The sequence below is a fragment of the Streptococcus taonis genome (genome assembly GCF_029948085.1).
Classification (GTDB): domain Bacteria; phylum Bacillota; class Bacilli; order Lactobacillales; family Streptococcaceae; genus Streptococcus; species Streptococcus taonis.
In genome coordinates this window covers 66,253-79,206 of sequence record NZ_JARZZP010000002.1, presented here as the reverse complement: position 1 = coordinate 79,206, position 12,954 = coordinate 66,253, and the positions used below count along the sequence as shown (strand labels likewise).

11 protein-coding genes and 1 tRNA gene are annotated in these 12,954 nt (G+C 39.7%); 11 read left to right on the top strand and 1 reads right to left on the bottom strand.

The window, feature by feature from the left end; translation table 11 throughout:
- Nucleotides 1-61 precede the first annotated feature (61 nt).
- Nucleotides 62-1,378: an FAD-containing oxidoreductase gene (locus QEZ38_RS01275; RefSeq protein WP_281334755.1), complete on the bottom strand. Its 1,317-nt coding sequence runs from the start codon at nucleotides 1,376-1,378 to the stop codon at nucleotides 62-64.
- Between the two features lie 339 nt (nucleotides 1,379-1,717).
- On the opposite strand from QEZ38_RS01275, the gene cshA reads away from it, so the two are divergent.
- From cshA to QEZ38_RS01220, 11 genes are all read left to right on the top strand, one after another.
- Complete coding sequence (gene cshA / locus QEZ38_RS01270) at nucleotides 1,718-3,295, top strand: degradosome RNA helicase CshA (RefSeq protein ID WP_281334754.1); 1,578 nt, start codon at nucleotides 1,718-1,720, stop codon at nucleotides 3,293-3,295.
- A gap of 272 nt (nucleotides 3,296-3,567) precedes the next feature.
- Nucleotides 3,568-4,356 carry a GTP-sensing pleiotropic transcriptional regulator CodY gene (codY, locus tag QEZ38_RS01265; RefSeq protein WP_281334753.1) on the top strand — a complete coding sequence of 263 codons (789 nt, stop codon included), beginning with the start codon at nucleotides 3,568-3,570 and terminating at the stop codon, nucleotides 4,354-4,356.
- Nucleotides 4,356-4,931 (top strand): cysteine hydrolase family protein, encoded by a 576-nt coding sequence (locus QEZ38_RS01260; RefSeq protein WP_281334752.1) that lies wholly within the window; start codon nucleotides 4,356-4,358, stop codon nucleotides 4,929-4,931. Before codY ends, QEZ38_RS01260 begins: the two co-directional genes overlap by 1 nt.
- Before the next feature lie 81 nt (nucleotides 4,932-5,012).
- Nucleotides 5,013-5,098 (top strand) — tRNA-Leu (locus QEZ38_RS01255).
- 135 nt (nucleotides 5,099-5,233) lie between these two features.
- On the top strand, nucleotides 5,234-6,511 hold the full coding sequence (locus tag QEZ38_RS01250) for an ABC transporter permease (protein ID WP_281334751.1): 1,278 nt from the start codon (nucleotides 5,234-5,236) through the stop codon (nucleotides 6,509-6,511).
- A gap of 13 nt (nucleotides 6,512-6,524) precedes the next feature.
- Nucleotides 6,525-7,172, top strand: coding sequence for an ABC transporter ATP-binding subunit Vex2 (vex2, locus tag QEZ38_RS01245; protein ID WP_281334750.1), 648 nt, complete (start codon nucleotides 6,525-6,527; stop codon nucleotides 7,170-7,172).
- Between the two features lie 54 nt (nucleotides 7,173-7,226).
- Nucleotides 7,227-8,606 (top strand): ABC transporter permease subunit Vex3, encoded by a 1,380-nt coding sequence (gene vex3, locus QEZ38_RS01240; RefSeq protein ID WP_281334749.1) that lies wholly within the window; start codon nucleotides 7,227-7,229, stop codon nucleotides 8,604-8,606.
- A gap of 70 nt (nucleotides 8,607-8,676) precedes the next feature.
- Nucleotides 8,677-9,333, top strand: a complete 657-nt coding sequence (vncR, locus tag QEZ38_RS01235; RefSeq protein ID WP_281334748.1) for a response regulator transcription factor VncR — start codon at nucleotides 8,677-8,679, stop codon at nucleotides 9,331-9,333.
- Nucleotides 9,330-10,652, top strand: a complete 1,323-nt coding sequence (gene vncS, locus QEZ38_RS01230) for a sensor histidine kinase VncS (protein WP_281334747.1) — start codon at nucleotides 9,330-9,332, stop codon at nucleotides 10,650-10,652. Before vncR ends, vncS begins: the two co-directional genes overlap by 4 nt.
- Nucleotides 10,653-10,796: 144 nt before the next feature.
- Entirely contained in the window at nucleotides 10,797-11,678 is an 882-nt protein-coding gene (locus QEZ38_RS01225) for a class II fructose-bisphosphate aldolase (RefSeq protein WP_049528618.1), read from the top strand.
- Nucleotides 11,679-11,960: 282 nt separating this feature from the next.
- Nucleotides 11,961-12,953, top strand: coding sequence for an ABC transporter ATP-binding protein (locus QEZ38_RS01220; protein WP_281334746.1), 993 nt, complete (start codon nucleotides 11,961-11,963; stop codon nucleotides 12,951-12,953).
- Nucleotide 12,954: the final 1 nt, after the last annotated feature.

Below are 12,954 nucleotides of genomic sequence, written 5' to 3'. Positions count from 1 at the left end.
AAAGACAGATTTGAGATTTTAGAAAAAGAAAAACAGCCCAAGGAGGGCTGCCTGAATTAACTTAAATCGCAAACAAGTCATTCAAGTTCTCAGCCAAGGTTGGGTGAGTGAAGATTTGTTTTGTGAAGTAAGTGTATGGGATTTTGTTGTCCATAGCAACAGTAATGATATTGATGATTTCTTGTGATCCTTCTGAAAAGATAGTTGCACCTAGAATTTCTTTAGTTTCAGTGTTGACAATAGCTTTGAATGCTCCACGAAGGTCTCCGTTTACGTGACCACGAGGCATAGCAGCGACAGGGATTTCCTTAACAGCGTATGGAAGTTTCAAATCAGCTGCTTGGCTTTCAGTCAAACCAACTTGTGAAAGTGCTGGTGTGATAAACATGGTGTTTGGTACATTGAGACGGTCTTCAAGTGTGTAGCTGCCATCACCAGCAAGGTAGCTGTAGACAACACGGAAGTCATCAAGTGAAATGTAAGTAAATTGAAGGCCACCGTTGACATCTCCAACTGCAAAGACACCAGGAACGTTTGTTTGACAATGTTTGTCTACTTTAATAGCGCCACGTTCAGTAAGTTCAATATCTGTATTTTCAAGTTGAAGTGGTTCAACATTTGGTTTACGTCCTGTTGCATAGAGAAGGGCATCGAAACGATAGGTTTCATTTTCAGTCACAACAAGAACTTGGTCACCATCGTTTTTGATTTCAGTAGTATGGATGTTTTGAAGTAATTCGATGCCGTCTTCTTCCATGTATTGTTTAGCAAGAGCTGCGATGGAAGGTTCTGCACGAGGTAAGAAAGTGTCCATTGCATCTAAGACTGTTACCTTGCTTCCGAGTTTATTGTAGAGACCAGCAAACTCAAGACCGATATTTCCGCCACCAAGGACACCAAGTTTTTCAGGCAATTTGTCCAAGTTTTGGATACCTGTTGAGTCAAAGACATTCTTGCTTGTAGCAAGGCCTGGGATTGGCAATACGTTTGAAACAGCACCAGTGTTGATGACGATAGTTTCAGCAGTCAGTTCTTGTTTTTCGTCACCAGCTTGGATTTCGATGACTTTATTAGAAACAAAGTGAGCTTCAGCATCAAAGATATCTACGCCTGTACCTGCGACAGTAGCATAGTTTTTACCATTGAGGCGTGTAGTAACAGTATTCTTTGTTGCCATAACCTCATCAAATGACAAGTCTTTTTCAGCAGCAACTAACAAGGTTTTAGTTGGGATACAACCGATATTGATACAAGTACCGCCGTACATCGCCTTACTACGTTCGATAAGGGCAACCTTTTTACCAGCTGAAGCTAGTTTTCCAGCAAGTGTCTTACCTGCCTTACCAAATCCTATTACAATTAAATCGTATGTTAACATTTTTATTCCTCCTGTTCGAACTTCATTCTAGCATAAGAAAAAAACTTTTGCACAAATCTGCTACGGAAAATCATTTCAGGAACCGAATGCTCTAACAAATACTTTTTGAGTGAAGCAAATCGATAGAAAAATCGTTTACATGACTTAATCAGGAGGTTAGACTATCTTTTGACCCTCTCTTGTGTTATACTAGATAAGTTGCAAAAAAGCAGTACTTTTCTTTAGTGGAAAAGAAGCAACACGGTCTTTCATAAAAGATATGAAAGTACGTCATGACAAGAAAAGTATAAACTAAGCGCTATAGGATGGCTTCGCACCATCTTTAGAAAGAAGAGTAACGTGAAATTTAATGAATTTAACCTTTCTGCTGATTTATTGGCAGAAATTGAAAAAGCAGGATTTGTAGAAGCAAGTCCTATCCAAGAGCAAACCATTCCTCTGGCTCTTGAAGGGAAAGATGTTATCGGACAAGCTCAAACAGGTACAGGAAAAACTGCTGCCTTTGGTTTGCCAACCCTTGAAAAGATTCGTACAGAAGAAGCAACCATTCAAGCTTTGGTCATCGCCCCAACTCGTGAACTAGCTGTTCAAAGTCAGGAAGAACTCTTCCGCTTTGGTCGTAGCAAGGGTGTGAAAGTCCGTTCTGTTTATGGTGGTTCAAGTATTGAAAAACAAATCAAGGCTCTTAAATCAGGAGCTCATATCGTAGTTGGAACGCCTGGTCGTCTCCTAGATTTGATCAAACGCAAGGCCTTGAAATTGCAAGATATTGAAACTCTCATCCTTGACGAAGCAGATGAGATGCTTAACATGGGCTTCCTTGAGGACATCGAAGCTATCATCTCACGTGTCCCAGAAAATCGTCAAACCTTGCTCTTTTCAGCAACTATGCCTGAAGCTATCAAGCGTATCGGGGTTCAGTTCATGAAAGAACCTGAGCATGTGAAGATTGCTGCCAAGGAGTTGACAACTGAACTAGTTGATCAGTACTATATCCGTGTCAAGGAACAAGAAAAATTTGACACCATGACTCGTCTTATGGACGTTGAACAGCCTGAGTTGTCTATTGTCTTCGGTCGTACAAAACGTCGTGTAGATGAGTTGACTCGTGGTCTGAAAATCCGTGGCTTCCGTGCAGAAGGGATTCATGGAGATTTGGACCAAAACAAACGTCTTCGTGTCCTTCGCGATTTTAAAAATGGCAATCTGGATGTCCTCGTAGCAACGGACGTTGCGGCTCGTGGTTTGGATATCTCTGGTGTAACACATGTCTACAACTATGACATCCCACAAGATCCTGAAAGCTATGTTCACCGTATTGGTCGTACAGGTCGTGCTGGTAAGTCAGGTCAATCGATTACTTTCGTAGCACCAAATGAGATGGGCTACCTCCAAATCATCGAAAACTTGACCAAGAAACGCATGAAGGGCTTGAAACCTGCGACAGCAGAAGAAGCCTTCCAAGCTAAAAAGCATGTTGCATTGAAGAAAATTGAACGTGACTTTGCCGATGAGACTGTTCGTGGAAACTTTGACAAATTCGCAAAAGATGCCCGTAAATTGGCAGCTGAATTCAGCCCAGAAGAATTGGCAATGTACATTCTAAGTTTGACAGTTCAGGATCCAGATAGTCTTCCAGAAGTTGAAATTGCGCGTGAGAAACCACTGCCATTTAAACCATCAGGTAATGGCTTCGGTGGTAAAGGCAAGGGAGGACGTCGTGGTGAGGAACGTCGAGATCGTGATCGCCGTCGCGACAATCGTCGTGGTGAACGTCGAGATGACTTCAAAAAAGGCAGTCGCAAAAACGACCGCTTTGAGAAGGAAAAACGTTACCGTAAGGATAATAAAAAACCACGCAATACTTCAAGCGAGAAGAAAACTGGTTTTGTAATCCGTAACAAGGGTGATAAATAATAAAAAAAGCGGTTCACTGAGGTGGATCGCTTTTATATATAAGGAGACCGAGAGTCAAGAGAAATTTAATACGAGAAAATAGATTTATATATTTGTTATCTTGTAATATTATATTATCAAAAATTTTGGAAGCTGTCAACAAGTAAATTAGAAAAAACTAGTAAAAATTTTCGAACAGTCATAAATTGCAATTCAATAAACAATTTTCAGATAATTATTGAAATAATGATCAATTTATGATATAATGGAAGCGATTAAATACGAGGTGAAAAATGGCACATTTATTAGAAAAAACGAGAAAAATTACGTCTATCCTGAAGCGTGCGGAGGAGAAATTACAAGATGATCTTCCATATAATGCCATCACACGCCAATTAGCGGATATTATTGATTGCAACGCTTGTATCCTAAATAGTAAGGGACGTCTTTTGGGATATTTCATGCGTTACAAAACCAATACAGATCGCGTAGAGCAATTTTTCCAATCAAAAATTTTTCCTGAGGACTATATTCAAGGTGCAAACATGATTTACGATACAGAAGCAAATCTGACTGTAGATCACGAATTAAGCATCTTTCCAGTTGAGAGTCGTGCAGATTTCTCAGAAGGTTTGACAACAATTGCTCCAATCCATGTTTCTGGGATTCGTTTGGGTTCTTTGATTATTTGGCGTAATGACAAAAAATTCGAAGATGAGGATTTGATTCTTGTTGAGATTGCTAGTACGGTGGTTGGTATTCAGCTTTTGAACTTCCAACGTGAAGAAGACGAGAAAAATATCCGTCGTCGTACAGCCGTAACGATGGCAGTCAACACTCTTTCTTACTCTGAGTTACGAGCAGTGTCAGCTATTTTGGCTGAATTGAATGGCAATGAAGGACAATTAACTGCGTCAGTCATTGCAGACCGTATCGGTATTACGCGTTCTGTGATTGTCAATGCCCTTCGAAAACTCGAATCAGCAGGAATTATTGAAAGTCGTTCACTGGGGATGAAGGGAACTTATCTTAAGGTCTTGATCCCAGATATCTTTGAAGAAGTGAAAAAGAGGGACTATTAATGGCTAAGGCTTTAATTTCGATTGACTATACAGAAGATTTTGTAGCGGATTATGGAAAATTGACAGCAGGAGCTCCTGCTCAAGAAATATCAGAAGCAATCAATCAGGTAACTAGATTAGCATTTGACCGTGGAGATTATATTTTCTTTACCATTGATGCTCATGAGGAAAATGATGTCTTTCATCCAGAAAGTAAACTATTTCCCCCTCATAACCTTATTGGGACTAGTGGGCGTAATCTATATGGTAAGTTAGCTGAATTTTATCAGGAACAGGCCCAGGATAGTCGTGTTTTCTGGATGGATAAACGTCACTATTCGGCTTTTTCTGGCACAGATTTGGATATCCGTCTGAGAGAGCGTCGCGTGGATACAGTCATCTTAACAGGTGTTCTGACAGATATCTGTGTATTGCATACGGCTATTGATGCCTATAATCTTGGGTATCAGATAGAAGTTGTTAAGCCAGCAGTCGCATCCATTTGGCCTGAAAATCACCAGTTTGCACTTGGACATTTTAAGAATACATTAGGAGCGAAACTCCTTGATGAAAACCTAGTTGAAATCAAAGAATAATGTATTCAAAAAATCTGAAAAAAATCTGAAAAAAGTGTTGACAAAGTTTGTGAAAGTTGATATACTAGTAAAGTAATCGACGCGGGGATGGCGGAATTGGCAGACGCGCAGGACTAAGGATCCTGTGACCGCTTTAGGTCGTGAGGGTTCAAGTCCCTCTCTCCGCATAGGAAAAGAGTTAGCTTTGGCTAGCTCTTTATTTTTTTATCAAAATGAGGGCAAAGATTTTGCTCTTTTTTTGTGATTTCATAAACATTTCATATTTGAATATTATAATGGTTTTACAAATATGGAGGTGCTATATGAATCCCACTCAAAGAGCTTGGGCTTACGTCAGCAGAAAACGACTGAGAAGTCTCATATTATTCTTGATTCTATTTGTCTTATTGGCTGGAATATCGGCTTGTCTGACGCTTATGAAGTCCAACAAAACAGTAGAAAATAATCTCTATCGCTCATTGAATACGTCTTTTTCTATTAAAAGAATAGAAGCAGATCAGACTTTTCAACTGTCTCAACTAGATGACCTTAAAAAGATAAAGGGTCTTGAGAAGATTTCACCTGAGCTAGAAACAATAGCCAAGTTAACTGACAAAGAAGTCGTTACTGGAGAACAAAGTATTCAAAGGGATGATTTGACAGAGGCTGAAAAAAATCTCATCAGTTTGATAGCTTTAGAAGATTCCTCTAAGGATGTCTCCTTTACTAGCTCTGCCTTTACCCTTAAAGAAGGAAGGCATTTAGAAAAAGGAGATAGCAAAAAAATCTTAATCCATGAAGATTTAGCCAAGAAAAACAATCTAAAAGTAGGAGATAAGATTAGCTTAAATCTTGGTCAAGTAGAAGGAAATAGTGGACAAAGGCTAGACTATGAAATCGTAGGTATTTTCTCAGGTAAGAAGCAAGAAAAATTCACTGGTCTTAGCTCAGATTTTAGTGAAAACACGGTCTATACAGACTACGAAAGTAGCCAAACTCTTCTTGGAAATAAGGAAGCTCAAGTTACTGCCGCTCGTTTCTATCTAGAAAATCCCAAAGATATGGATAGCATCATTCAAGAGGTTGAAAAGTTATCCCTTGAAAACCAAGGTTTCCAAGTTGAAAAGGAAAATAAGGCTTTTGAACAAATCAAGGATTCCGTTTCGACCTTCCAAACCTTCCTCCAAATTTTCCTCTATGGCATTATGATTGCTGGTGTAGGAGCTCTGGTCTTGGTCTTGTCCCTTTGGTTACGAGAGCGAGTTTACGAGGTTGGTATTTTATTGGCGCTAGGTAAGGGAAAAGGAGCAATCTATAGCCAATTCTGTCTAGAAGTCATTCTGGTTTCATTGGCAGCAATTCTACCAGCATTTCTTGCAGGAAATGCCATTACTTCCTATCTTTTAAAAACTGTACTAGCAAGTGGCGACCAAGCTGCCCTACAAGATACGCTAGCAAAAGCAACGAACCTTTCAACAAGTCTTCTATCATTTGGAGAATCTTATATTTTCCTACTTATAATTAGCTGCTTGTCAGTTGCACTTTGTTTCCTATTTTTATTTAGAAAATCACCGAAAGAAATTTTATCATCCATCAGTTAATAAAGGAGAAATCATGACTTTACTACAATTACAAGATCTTACTTATCGTTATAAGAACACTGCAGAAGCAGTATTATATAAAATTAATTACGATTTTGAACCAGGCAAGTTTTATAGTATTATCGGAGAATCAGGAGCCGGGAAATCCACACTCTTGTCTCTATTAGCAGGACTTGATAGCCCAGTCGAAGGAGCTATCTTATTCGAAGGCAAGGATATTCGTGAACAAGGATATTCTTATCACCGTATGCACCACATTTCCCTTGTTTTTCAAAACTATAACCTGATTGATTATCTTTCTCCATTGGAAAATATCCGCTTGGTTAATAAAAAAGCTAGCAAGGATACCCTTCTTGAACTTGGTTTAGATGAAAGTCAAATCAAGCGGAATGTTCTCCAATTATCAGGTGGACAGCAACAACGGGTTGCCATTGCTCGTAGTCTTGTATCGGAAGCACCAGTGATTTTAGCAGATGAACCAACAGGAAACTTGGATCCTAAGACTGCTGGAGATATCATCGATTTGCTCAAATCTCTCGCTGAGAAAACAGGCAAGTGTGTGATTGTTGTGACCCACAGTAAGGAAGTAGCACAGACGTCAGATATTACACTTGAATTGAAGGATAAAAAACTGACTGAAATTAGAAATAGTAGTCATTAATCAGCTGAAAAAACAAAATTTCTACTAAGCAAAGTAAACCTAGAAAGGAATCTTATGTTACACAACGCATTTGCCTATGTCACAAGAAAATTCTTTAAGTCGCTTGTGATCTTTCTCATCATTCTCTTGATGGCTAGTTTGAGTTTGGTCGGCTTGTCTATCAAGGGTGCGACAGCCAAGGCTTCTCAAGAAACCTTTAAAAATATCACCAATAGTTTTTCGATGCAAATCAATCGTAGAGTCAACCAAGGAACTCCACGTGGTGCAGGGAATATTAAGGGTGAAGATATTAAAAAAATTACTGAAAATAAAGCCATCGAATCCTACATCAAACGGATTAATGCTATCGGTGATTTAACAGGCTACGAATTGATTGAGACACCTGAAACCAAGAAAAATCTAACGCCAGATCGAGCTCAACGTTTTGGAAGTAGCTTGATGATAACAGGGGTTAATGACTCTTCTAAAGAAGACAAGTTTGTTTCAGGCTCTTACAAACTGGTCGAAGGAGAACATTTAACAAACGATGACAAATACCAGATTCTCATGCACAAAGACTTGGCTGCTAAACACGGTTGGAAGGTGGGAGACAAGGTAACACTCAACTCCAATATCTACGATGCCGATAATGAAAAAGGAGTTAAGGAAACAGTAGAAGTAACGATCAAAGGACTTTTTGATGGACATAACAAATCTGCTGTGACCTATTCACAAGAACTCTATGAGAATACAGCTATCACAGATATTCACACAGCTGCCCAACTCTATGGTTATACAGAAGATACAGCTATTTATGGCGATGCTACCTTCTTTGTAGCTGGAGATAAGAACCTCGATAGTGTCATGCAAGAATTAGGGTCTATCAACGGTATCAACTGGAAGATGTATAGCTTGATTAAGAGTTCATCTAACTACCCTGCCCTTGAACAATCTATCTCAGGCATGTACAAGATGGCTAATCTGCTTTTCTGGGGTAGCTTAGGCTTCTCAGTTCTCCTACTTGGTCTATTACTCACGCTTTGGATTAACGCCCGTCGTAAAGAGGTTGGAATTCTCCTTTCAATTGGTCTTAAACAAGCAACTATTCTAGGACAATTTATCACAGAAGCAGTTATGATTGCAATTCCAGCACTAATTTCAGCCTACTTCTTAGCTAACTATACTGCTCGTGCTATTGGAAATACAGTACTAGCCAATGTCACATCAGATGTGGCTAAGCAGGCTAGTAAGGCCGCACAAGCCTCTAATCTCGGTGGTGGTGCAGAAGTGGACGGCTTTAGCAAGACACTTTCAAGTCTGGATATTTCCATTCAACCTTCTGACTTTGCCATCATCTTTGTACTTGGTTTGGTATTGGTAGTATTAGTTATGGCACTTGCTTCAAGCAATTTCCTCTTTAAACAACCAAAAGAACTCTTGTTGGATAGTGAATAAAAAACCTGCTACCTATTCTCACTCAAATGAGATATAATATAGGTAGCATTTTTGATAGAAAAGGATTTATATGAAAATTCTAATTGTAGAAGATGAAGACATGATCCGTGAGGGAATTAGTGATTACTTGGCGGATTGTGGCTATGAAACCATTCAGGCTGCAGATGGTCAAGAAGCCTTAGAACAATTTTCAAATCACCAAATAGCTCTGGTTCTCTTAGACATTCAAATGCCTAAACTCAATGGTTTAGAGGTTTTGTCGGAAATCCGTAAGACCAGCCAAGTTCCAGTCTTGATGTTGACAGCCTTTCAGGACGAAGAGTATAAAATGAGTGCCTTTGCCTCACTAGCAGATGGATATCTAGAAAAGCCTTTTTCCCTATCTTTGTTAAAGGTACGAGTAGATGCTATTTTCAAGCGTTATTATGATGCAAGTCGTACCTTTACCTATAAGGATACCAAGGTTGATTTTGACAGTTATAGAGCTAGTGTGGCGGGGAAAGATGTTCCTGTGAATGCAAAAGAACTAGAAATCTTAGATTATCTGGTCAAAAATGAAGGTCGAGCCTTAACACGGTCGCAGATTATCGATGCTGTATGGAAGATGACAGATGAGGTTCCTTTTGACAGAGTGATCGATGTCTATATCAAGGAACTACGGAAAAAATTGGATTTAGACTGTATTCTTACCGTGCGCAATGTTGGTTATAAATTGGAGAGAAAATGAGACGTTCAGGTTTATTTAAAAAGATTTTTATCTATACCTTCTCGGTATTTTCTACCTTGGTCATTTGTTTGCATTTGGCCATCTATTTTCTCTTTCCATCAACCTATCTCAGTCATCGTCAGGAGAACATAGGGCAAAAGGCTACAGAAATAGCCCAGTCCCTCCAAGGTAAGGATAGTCAAGCTATTCAGGAAGTCCTTGAACTTTATTCACAAAGCAGTGATATCAAGGGAGCTGTTAAGGGAGAGATGACTCAGGATAAGTTGGAAGTCAATGATAATCTTCCCATTGATAAAGAACGACAAACGGCCTCCTTGGTTATTGAGGAAAGAGAAGTTCAAACTAAGGATGGTCAGACGATGACCTTACAATTTTTAGCTTCTATGGATTTGCAGAAAGAAGCAGAAGATATGAGTCTGCAATTTCTACCCTATACTCTGTTAGCTTCTTTCATTATTTCACTTCTTATCGCCTTTATCTATGCGAGAACAATCACAGCTCCTATATTGGAAATCAAACGAGTGACTCGACGGATGATGGATTTGGATGCAGAAGTTCGTTTGCGCGTGGATTCCCAGGATGAAATTGGTGACCTCAAAGAACAAATCAATAGCCTCTATCAACACCTCTTGACCGTTATTGCGGACTTACATGAGAAGAATGAAGCTATTCTCCAGCTAGAAAAGATGAAGGTCGAATTTTTACGAGGTGCCTCCCATGAACTGAAAACACCTCTAGCTAGTCTGAAGATTCTTCTGGAAAATATGCAAGCCAATATTGGCCGCTACAAAGATCGTGACCATTATCTGGGAGTTTCTTTAGGTATCGTGGATGATTTAAGTGGCCACGTGCAGCAAATCCTATCCCTTTCTTCGGTACAGGAATTAGGCGATAAAAAGGAGGAAATCAACCTTCTGGAAATGACCAATCTCCTATTGAAGGATTATGACTTGTTGGCTAAAGAGAGAGAAATCACTGTAGAGAATCAACTCACTAACCAGAAAGTTTATCTAAATCCTTCGGTACTCAAGCTGATTCTGTCAAATCTCATCAGTAATGCGGTCAAACATTCTATCCAAGGCGGTTATCTAAAAATCGGTAATAAGGATGGCTGGATATTTATTGAGAACAGTTGTACACTTGAGGAACAAGATAAATTTGAACAATCCTTTACAACTTCTAGTCGCCAAAGTAAGGGAGCTGGATTAGGGTTATTTGTAGTCAAGAGTTTATTAGAAAACGAAGAAATCGACTATCGTTTCGAAAGATATAACGACCACTTGGTATTTTACATGAACCTGCCTCAGAACAAGGATTAGACCAAGTGGGAAAAGGTTTACATATCTAAAAATAGAAGAAATTCAATCTAAAGTATGGGAAAAACTAGCTTTTTTTGCTCAAAAGTGATAAAATGAACAATGTAAATGGGATGTCCCATAAAAATATACAGGAGGCCTGATAAAATGGCAATCGTTTCAGCAGAAAAATTTGTCCAAGCAGCTCGTGACAACGGTTATGCAGTTGGTGGATTTAACACAAACAATCTTGAGTGGACTCAAGCTATCTTGCGCGCAGCAGAAGCTAAACAAGCTCCAGTTTTGATCCAAACTTCAATGGGTGCTGCTAAATACATGGGTGGTTATAAAGTTGCTCGCAACTTGATCGCTAACCTTGTTGAATCAATGGGTATCACTGTACCAGTAGCTATCCACCTTGACCACGGTCACTACGAAGATGCACTTGAGTGTATTCAAGTTGGTTATACTTCAGTAATGTTTGACGGTTCACACCTTCCAGTTGAAGAAAACCTTGAAAAAGCTCGTAAAGTTGTAGAATTTGCTCACGCAAATGGTGTATCAGTAGAAGCTGAAGTTGGAACTATCGGTGGTGAAGAAGACGGAATCATCGGTGACGGTGAATTGGCTCCAATCGAAGATGCTAAAGCAATGGTTGCAACTGGTATCGACTTCTTGGCAGCTGGTATCGGTAACATCCACGGTCCTTACCCAGCAAACTGGAAAGGTCTTCACCTTGATCACTTGCAAAAATTGACTGAAGCTGTACCAGGATTCCCAATCGTATTGCACGGTGGATCAGGTATTCCTGATGACCAAATCCAAGCAGCTATCAAACTTGGTGTTGCTAAAGTTAACGTTAACACTGAATGCCAAATCGCATTCGCTAACGCAACTCGTAAATTTGCTCGTGACTACGAAGCAAACGAAGCAGAATACGACAAGAAAAAACTCTTCGACCCACGTAAATTCTTGGCTGACGGTGTCAAAGCTATCCAAGCATCAGTTGAAGAACGTATCGACGTATTCGGTTCAGAAGGTAAAGCTTAATCTAGCTGAACCATATAAAACAGAAACCTGCCCCTGAGGGTGGGTTTTTTGGCGTTCTAAGAAAACTATTAAACCAGAATATTGGATTAAAACTATTATTTTGTGAGAGAAATCTCTAATTTCACAATCTATAGGCAAACGCTTGCATTCCGTTTTTTATTGGATTATAATAGGTTGATATAAATCCTTCTGTAATAATATTGAGAAGGTGTAGAAAGTAAGGATTTAGAATGTTTGTAGTCAAAACACAATGTTGTTATTCCTTACGATAGGGAGATAGATATGGCAATGATAGAAGTGGAACATCTTCAGAAAAATTTTGTAAAGACTGTCAAGGAGCCGGGGTTAAAGGGGGCTTTGCGCTCCTTTATTCATCCTGAAAAGCAGACCTTTGAAGCGGTTAAGGATTTGACCTTTGAGGTGCCAAAAGGCCAAATTTTAGGCTTTATCGGGGCAAATGGTGCTGGGAAGTCGACAACCATCAAAATGTTGACAGGAATTTTAAAGCCGACATCGGGCTCTTGTCGGATCAATGGCAAGATTCCTCAGGACAATCGTCAAGAATATGTCAAGGATATCGGGGTTGTCTTTGGACAACGAACCCAGCTATGGTGGGATTTGGCTCTACAAGAGACCTACACGGTCTTGAAAGAGATTTACGATGTGCCAGATTCGCTCTTTCATAAGCGCATGGACTTTTTGAATGAAGTCTTAGACTTGAAGGACTTTATCAAGGATCCCGTGCGGACTCTTTCACTAGGTCAACGGATGCGGGCGGATATTGCGGCTTCCTTGCTTCACAATCCCAAGGTTCTCTTTTTAGATGAGCCAACCATCGGTTTGGATGTTTCGGTTAAGGATAACATTCGTCGGGCCATTACCCAAATCAATCAGGAGGAAGAAACAACCATTCTCTTGACCACTCACGACCTGAGTGATATTGAGCAACTTTGTGATCGGATTTTCATGATTGACAAGGGGCAGGAGATTTTTGATGGAACGGTTAGCCAGCTCAAGGAGACCTTTGGAAAGATGAAGACTCTCTCCTTTGACCTGACGCCAGGTCAAAATCATCTAGTCTCTCATTATGAGGGCTTGCCTGATATGTCCATTGCTAGACAAGGAAATATTCTCAATATTGAATTCGATAGTTCCCGCTACCAGTCGGCCGATATTATCAAGCAAACCTTATCTGATTTTGAGGTCCGTGATTTGAAGATGGTGGATACGGATATTGAGGATATTATCCGTCGCTTCTACCGAAAGGAGCTCTAAG

Excerpts from the sequence above, each read along its gene's own strand:
- QEZ38_RS01250 (WP_281334751.1), top strand. The coding sequence starts at position 5,234 with ATGAATCCCACTCAAAGAGCTTGGGCTTACGTCAGCAGAAAACGACTG.
- QEZ38_RS01220 (WP_281334746.1), top strand. The coding sequence starts at position 11,961 with ATGGCAATGATAGAAGTGGAACATCTTCAGAAAAATTTTGTAAAGACT.
- vex2 (WP_281334750.1), top strand. The coding sequence starts at position 6,525 with ATGACTTTACTACAATTACAAGATCTTACTTATCGTTATAAGAACACT.
- QEZ38_RS01275 (WP_281334755.1), bottom strand. The coding sequence starts at position 1,378 with ATGTTAACATACGATTTAATTGTAATAGGATTTGGTAAGGCAGGTAAG.
- QEZ38_RS01260 (WP_281334752.1), top strand. The coding sequence starts at position 4,356 with ATGGCTAAGGCTTTAATTTCGATTGACTATACAGAAGATTTTGTAGCG.
- codY (WP_281334753.1), top strand. The coding sequence starts at position 3,568 with ATGGCACATTTATTAGAAAAAACGAGAAAAATTACGTCTATCCTGAAG.
- vncR (WP_281334748.1), top strand. The coding sequence starts at position 8,677 with ATGAAAATTCTAATTGTAGAAGATGAAGACATGATCCGTGAGGGAATT.
- vex3 (WP_281334749.1), top strand. The coding sequence starts at position 7,227 with ATGTTACACAACGCATTTGCCTATGTCACAAGAAAATTCTTTAAGTCG.
- QEZ38_RS01225 (WP_049528618.1), top strand. The coding sequence starts at position 10,797 with ATGGCAATCGTTTCAGCAGAAAAATTTGTCCAAGCAGCTCGTGACAAC.
- vncS (WP_281334747.1), top strand. The coding sequence starts at position 9,330 with ATGAGACGTTCAGGTTTATTTAAAAAGATTTTTATCTATACCTTCTCG.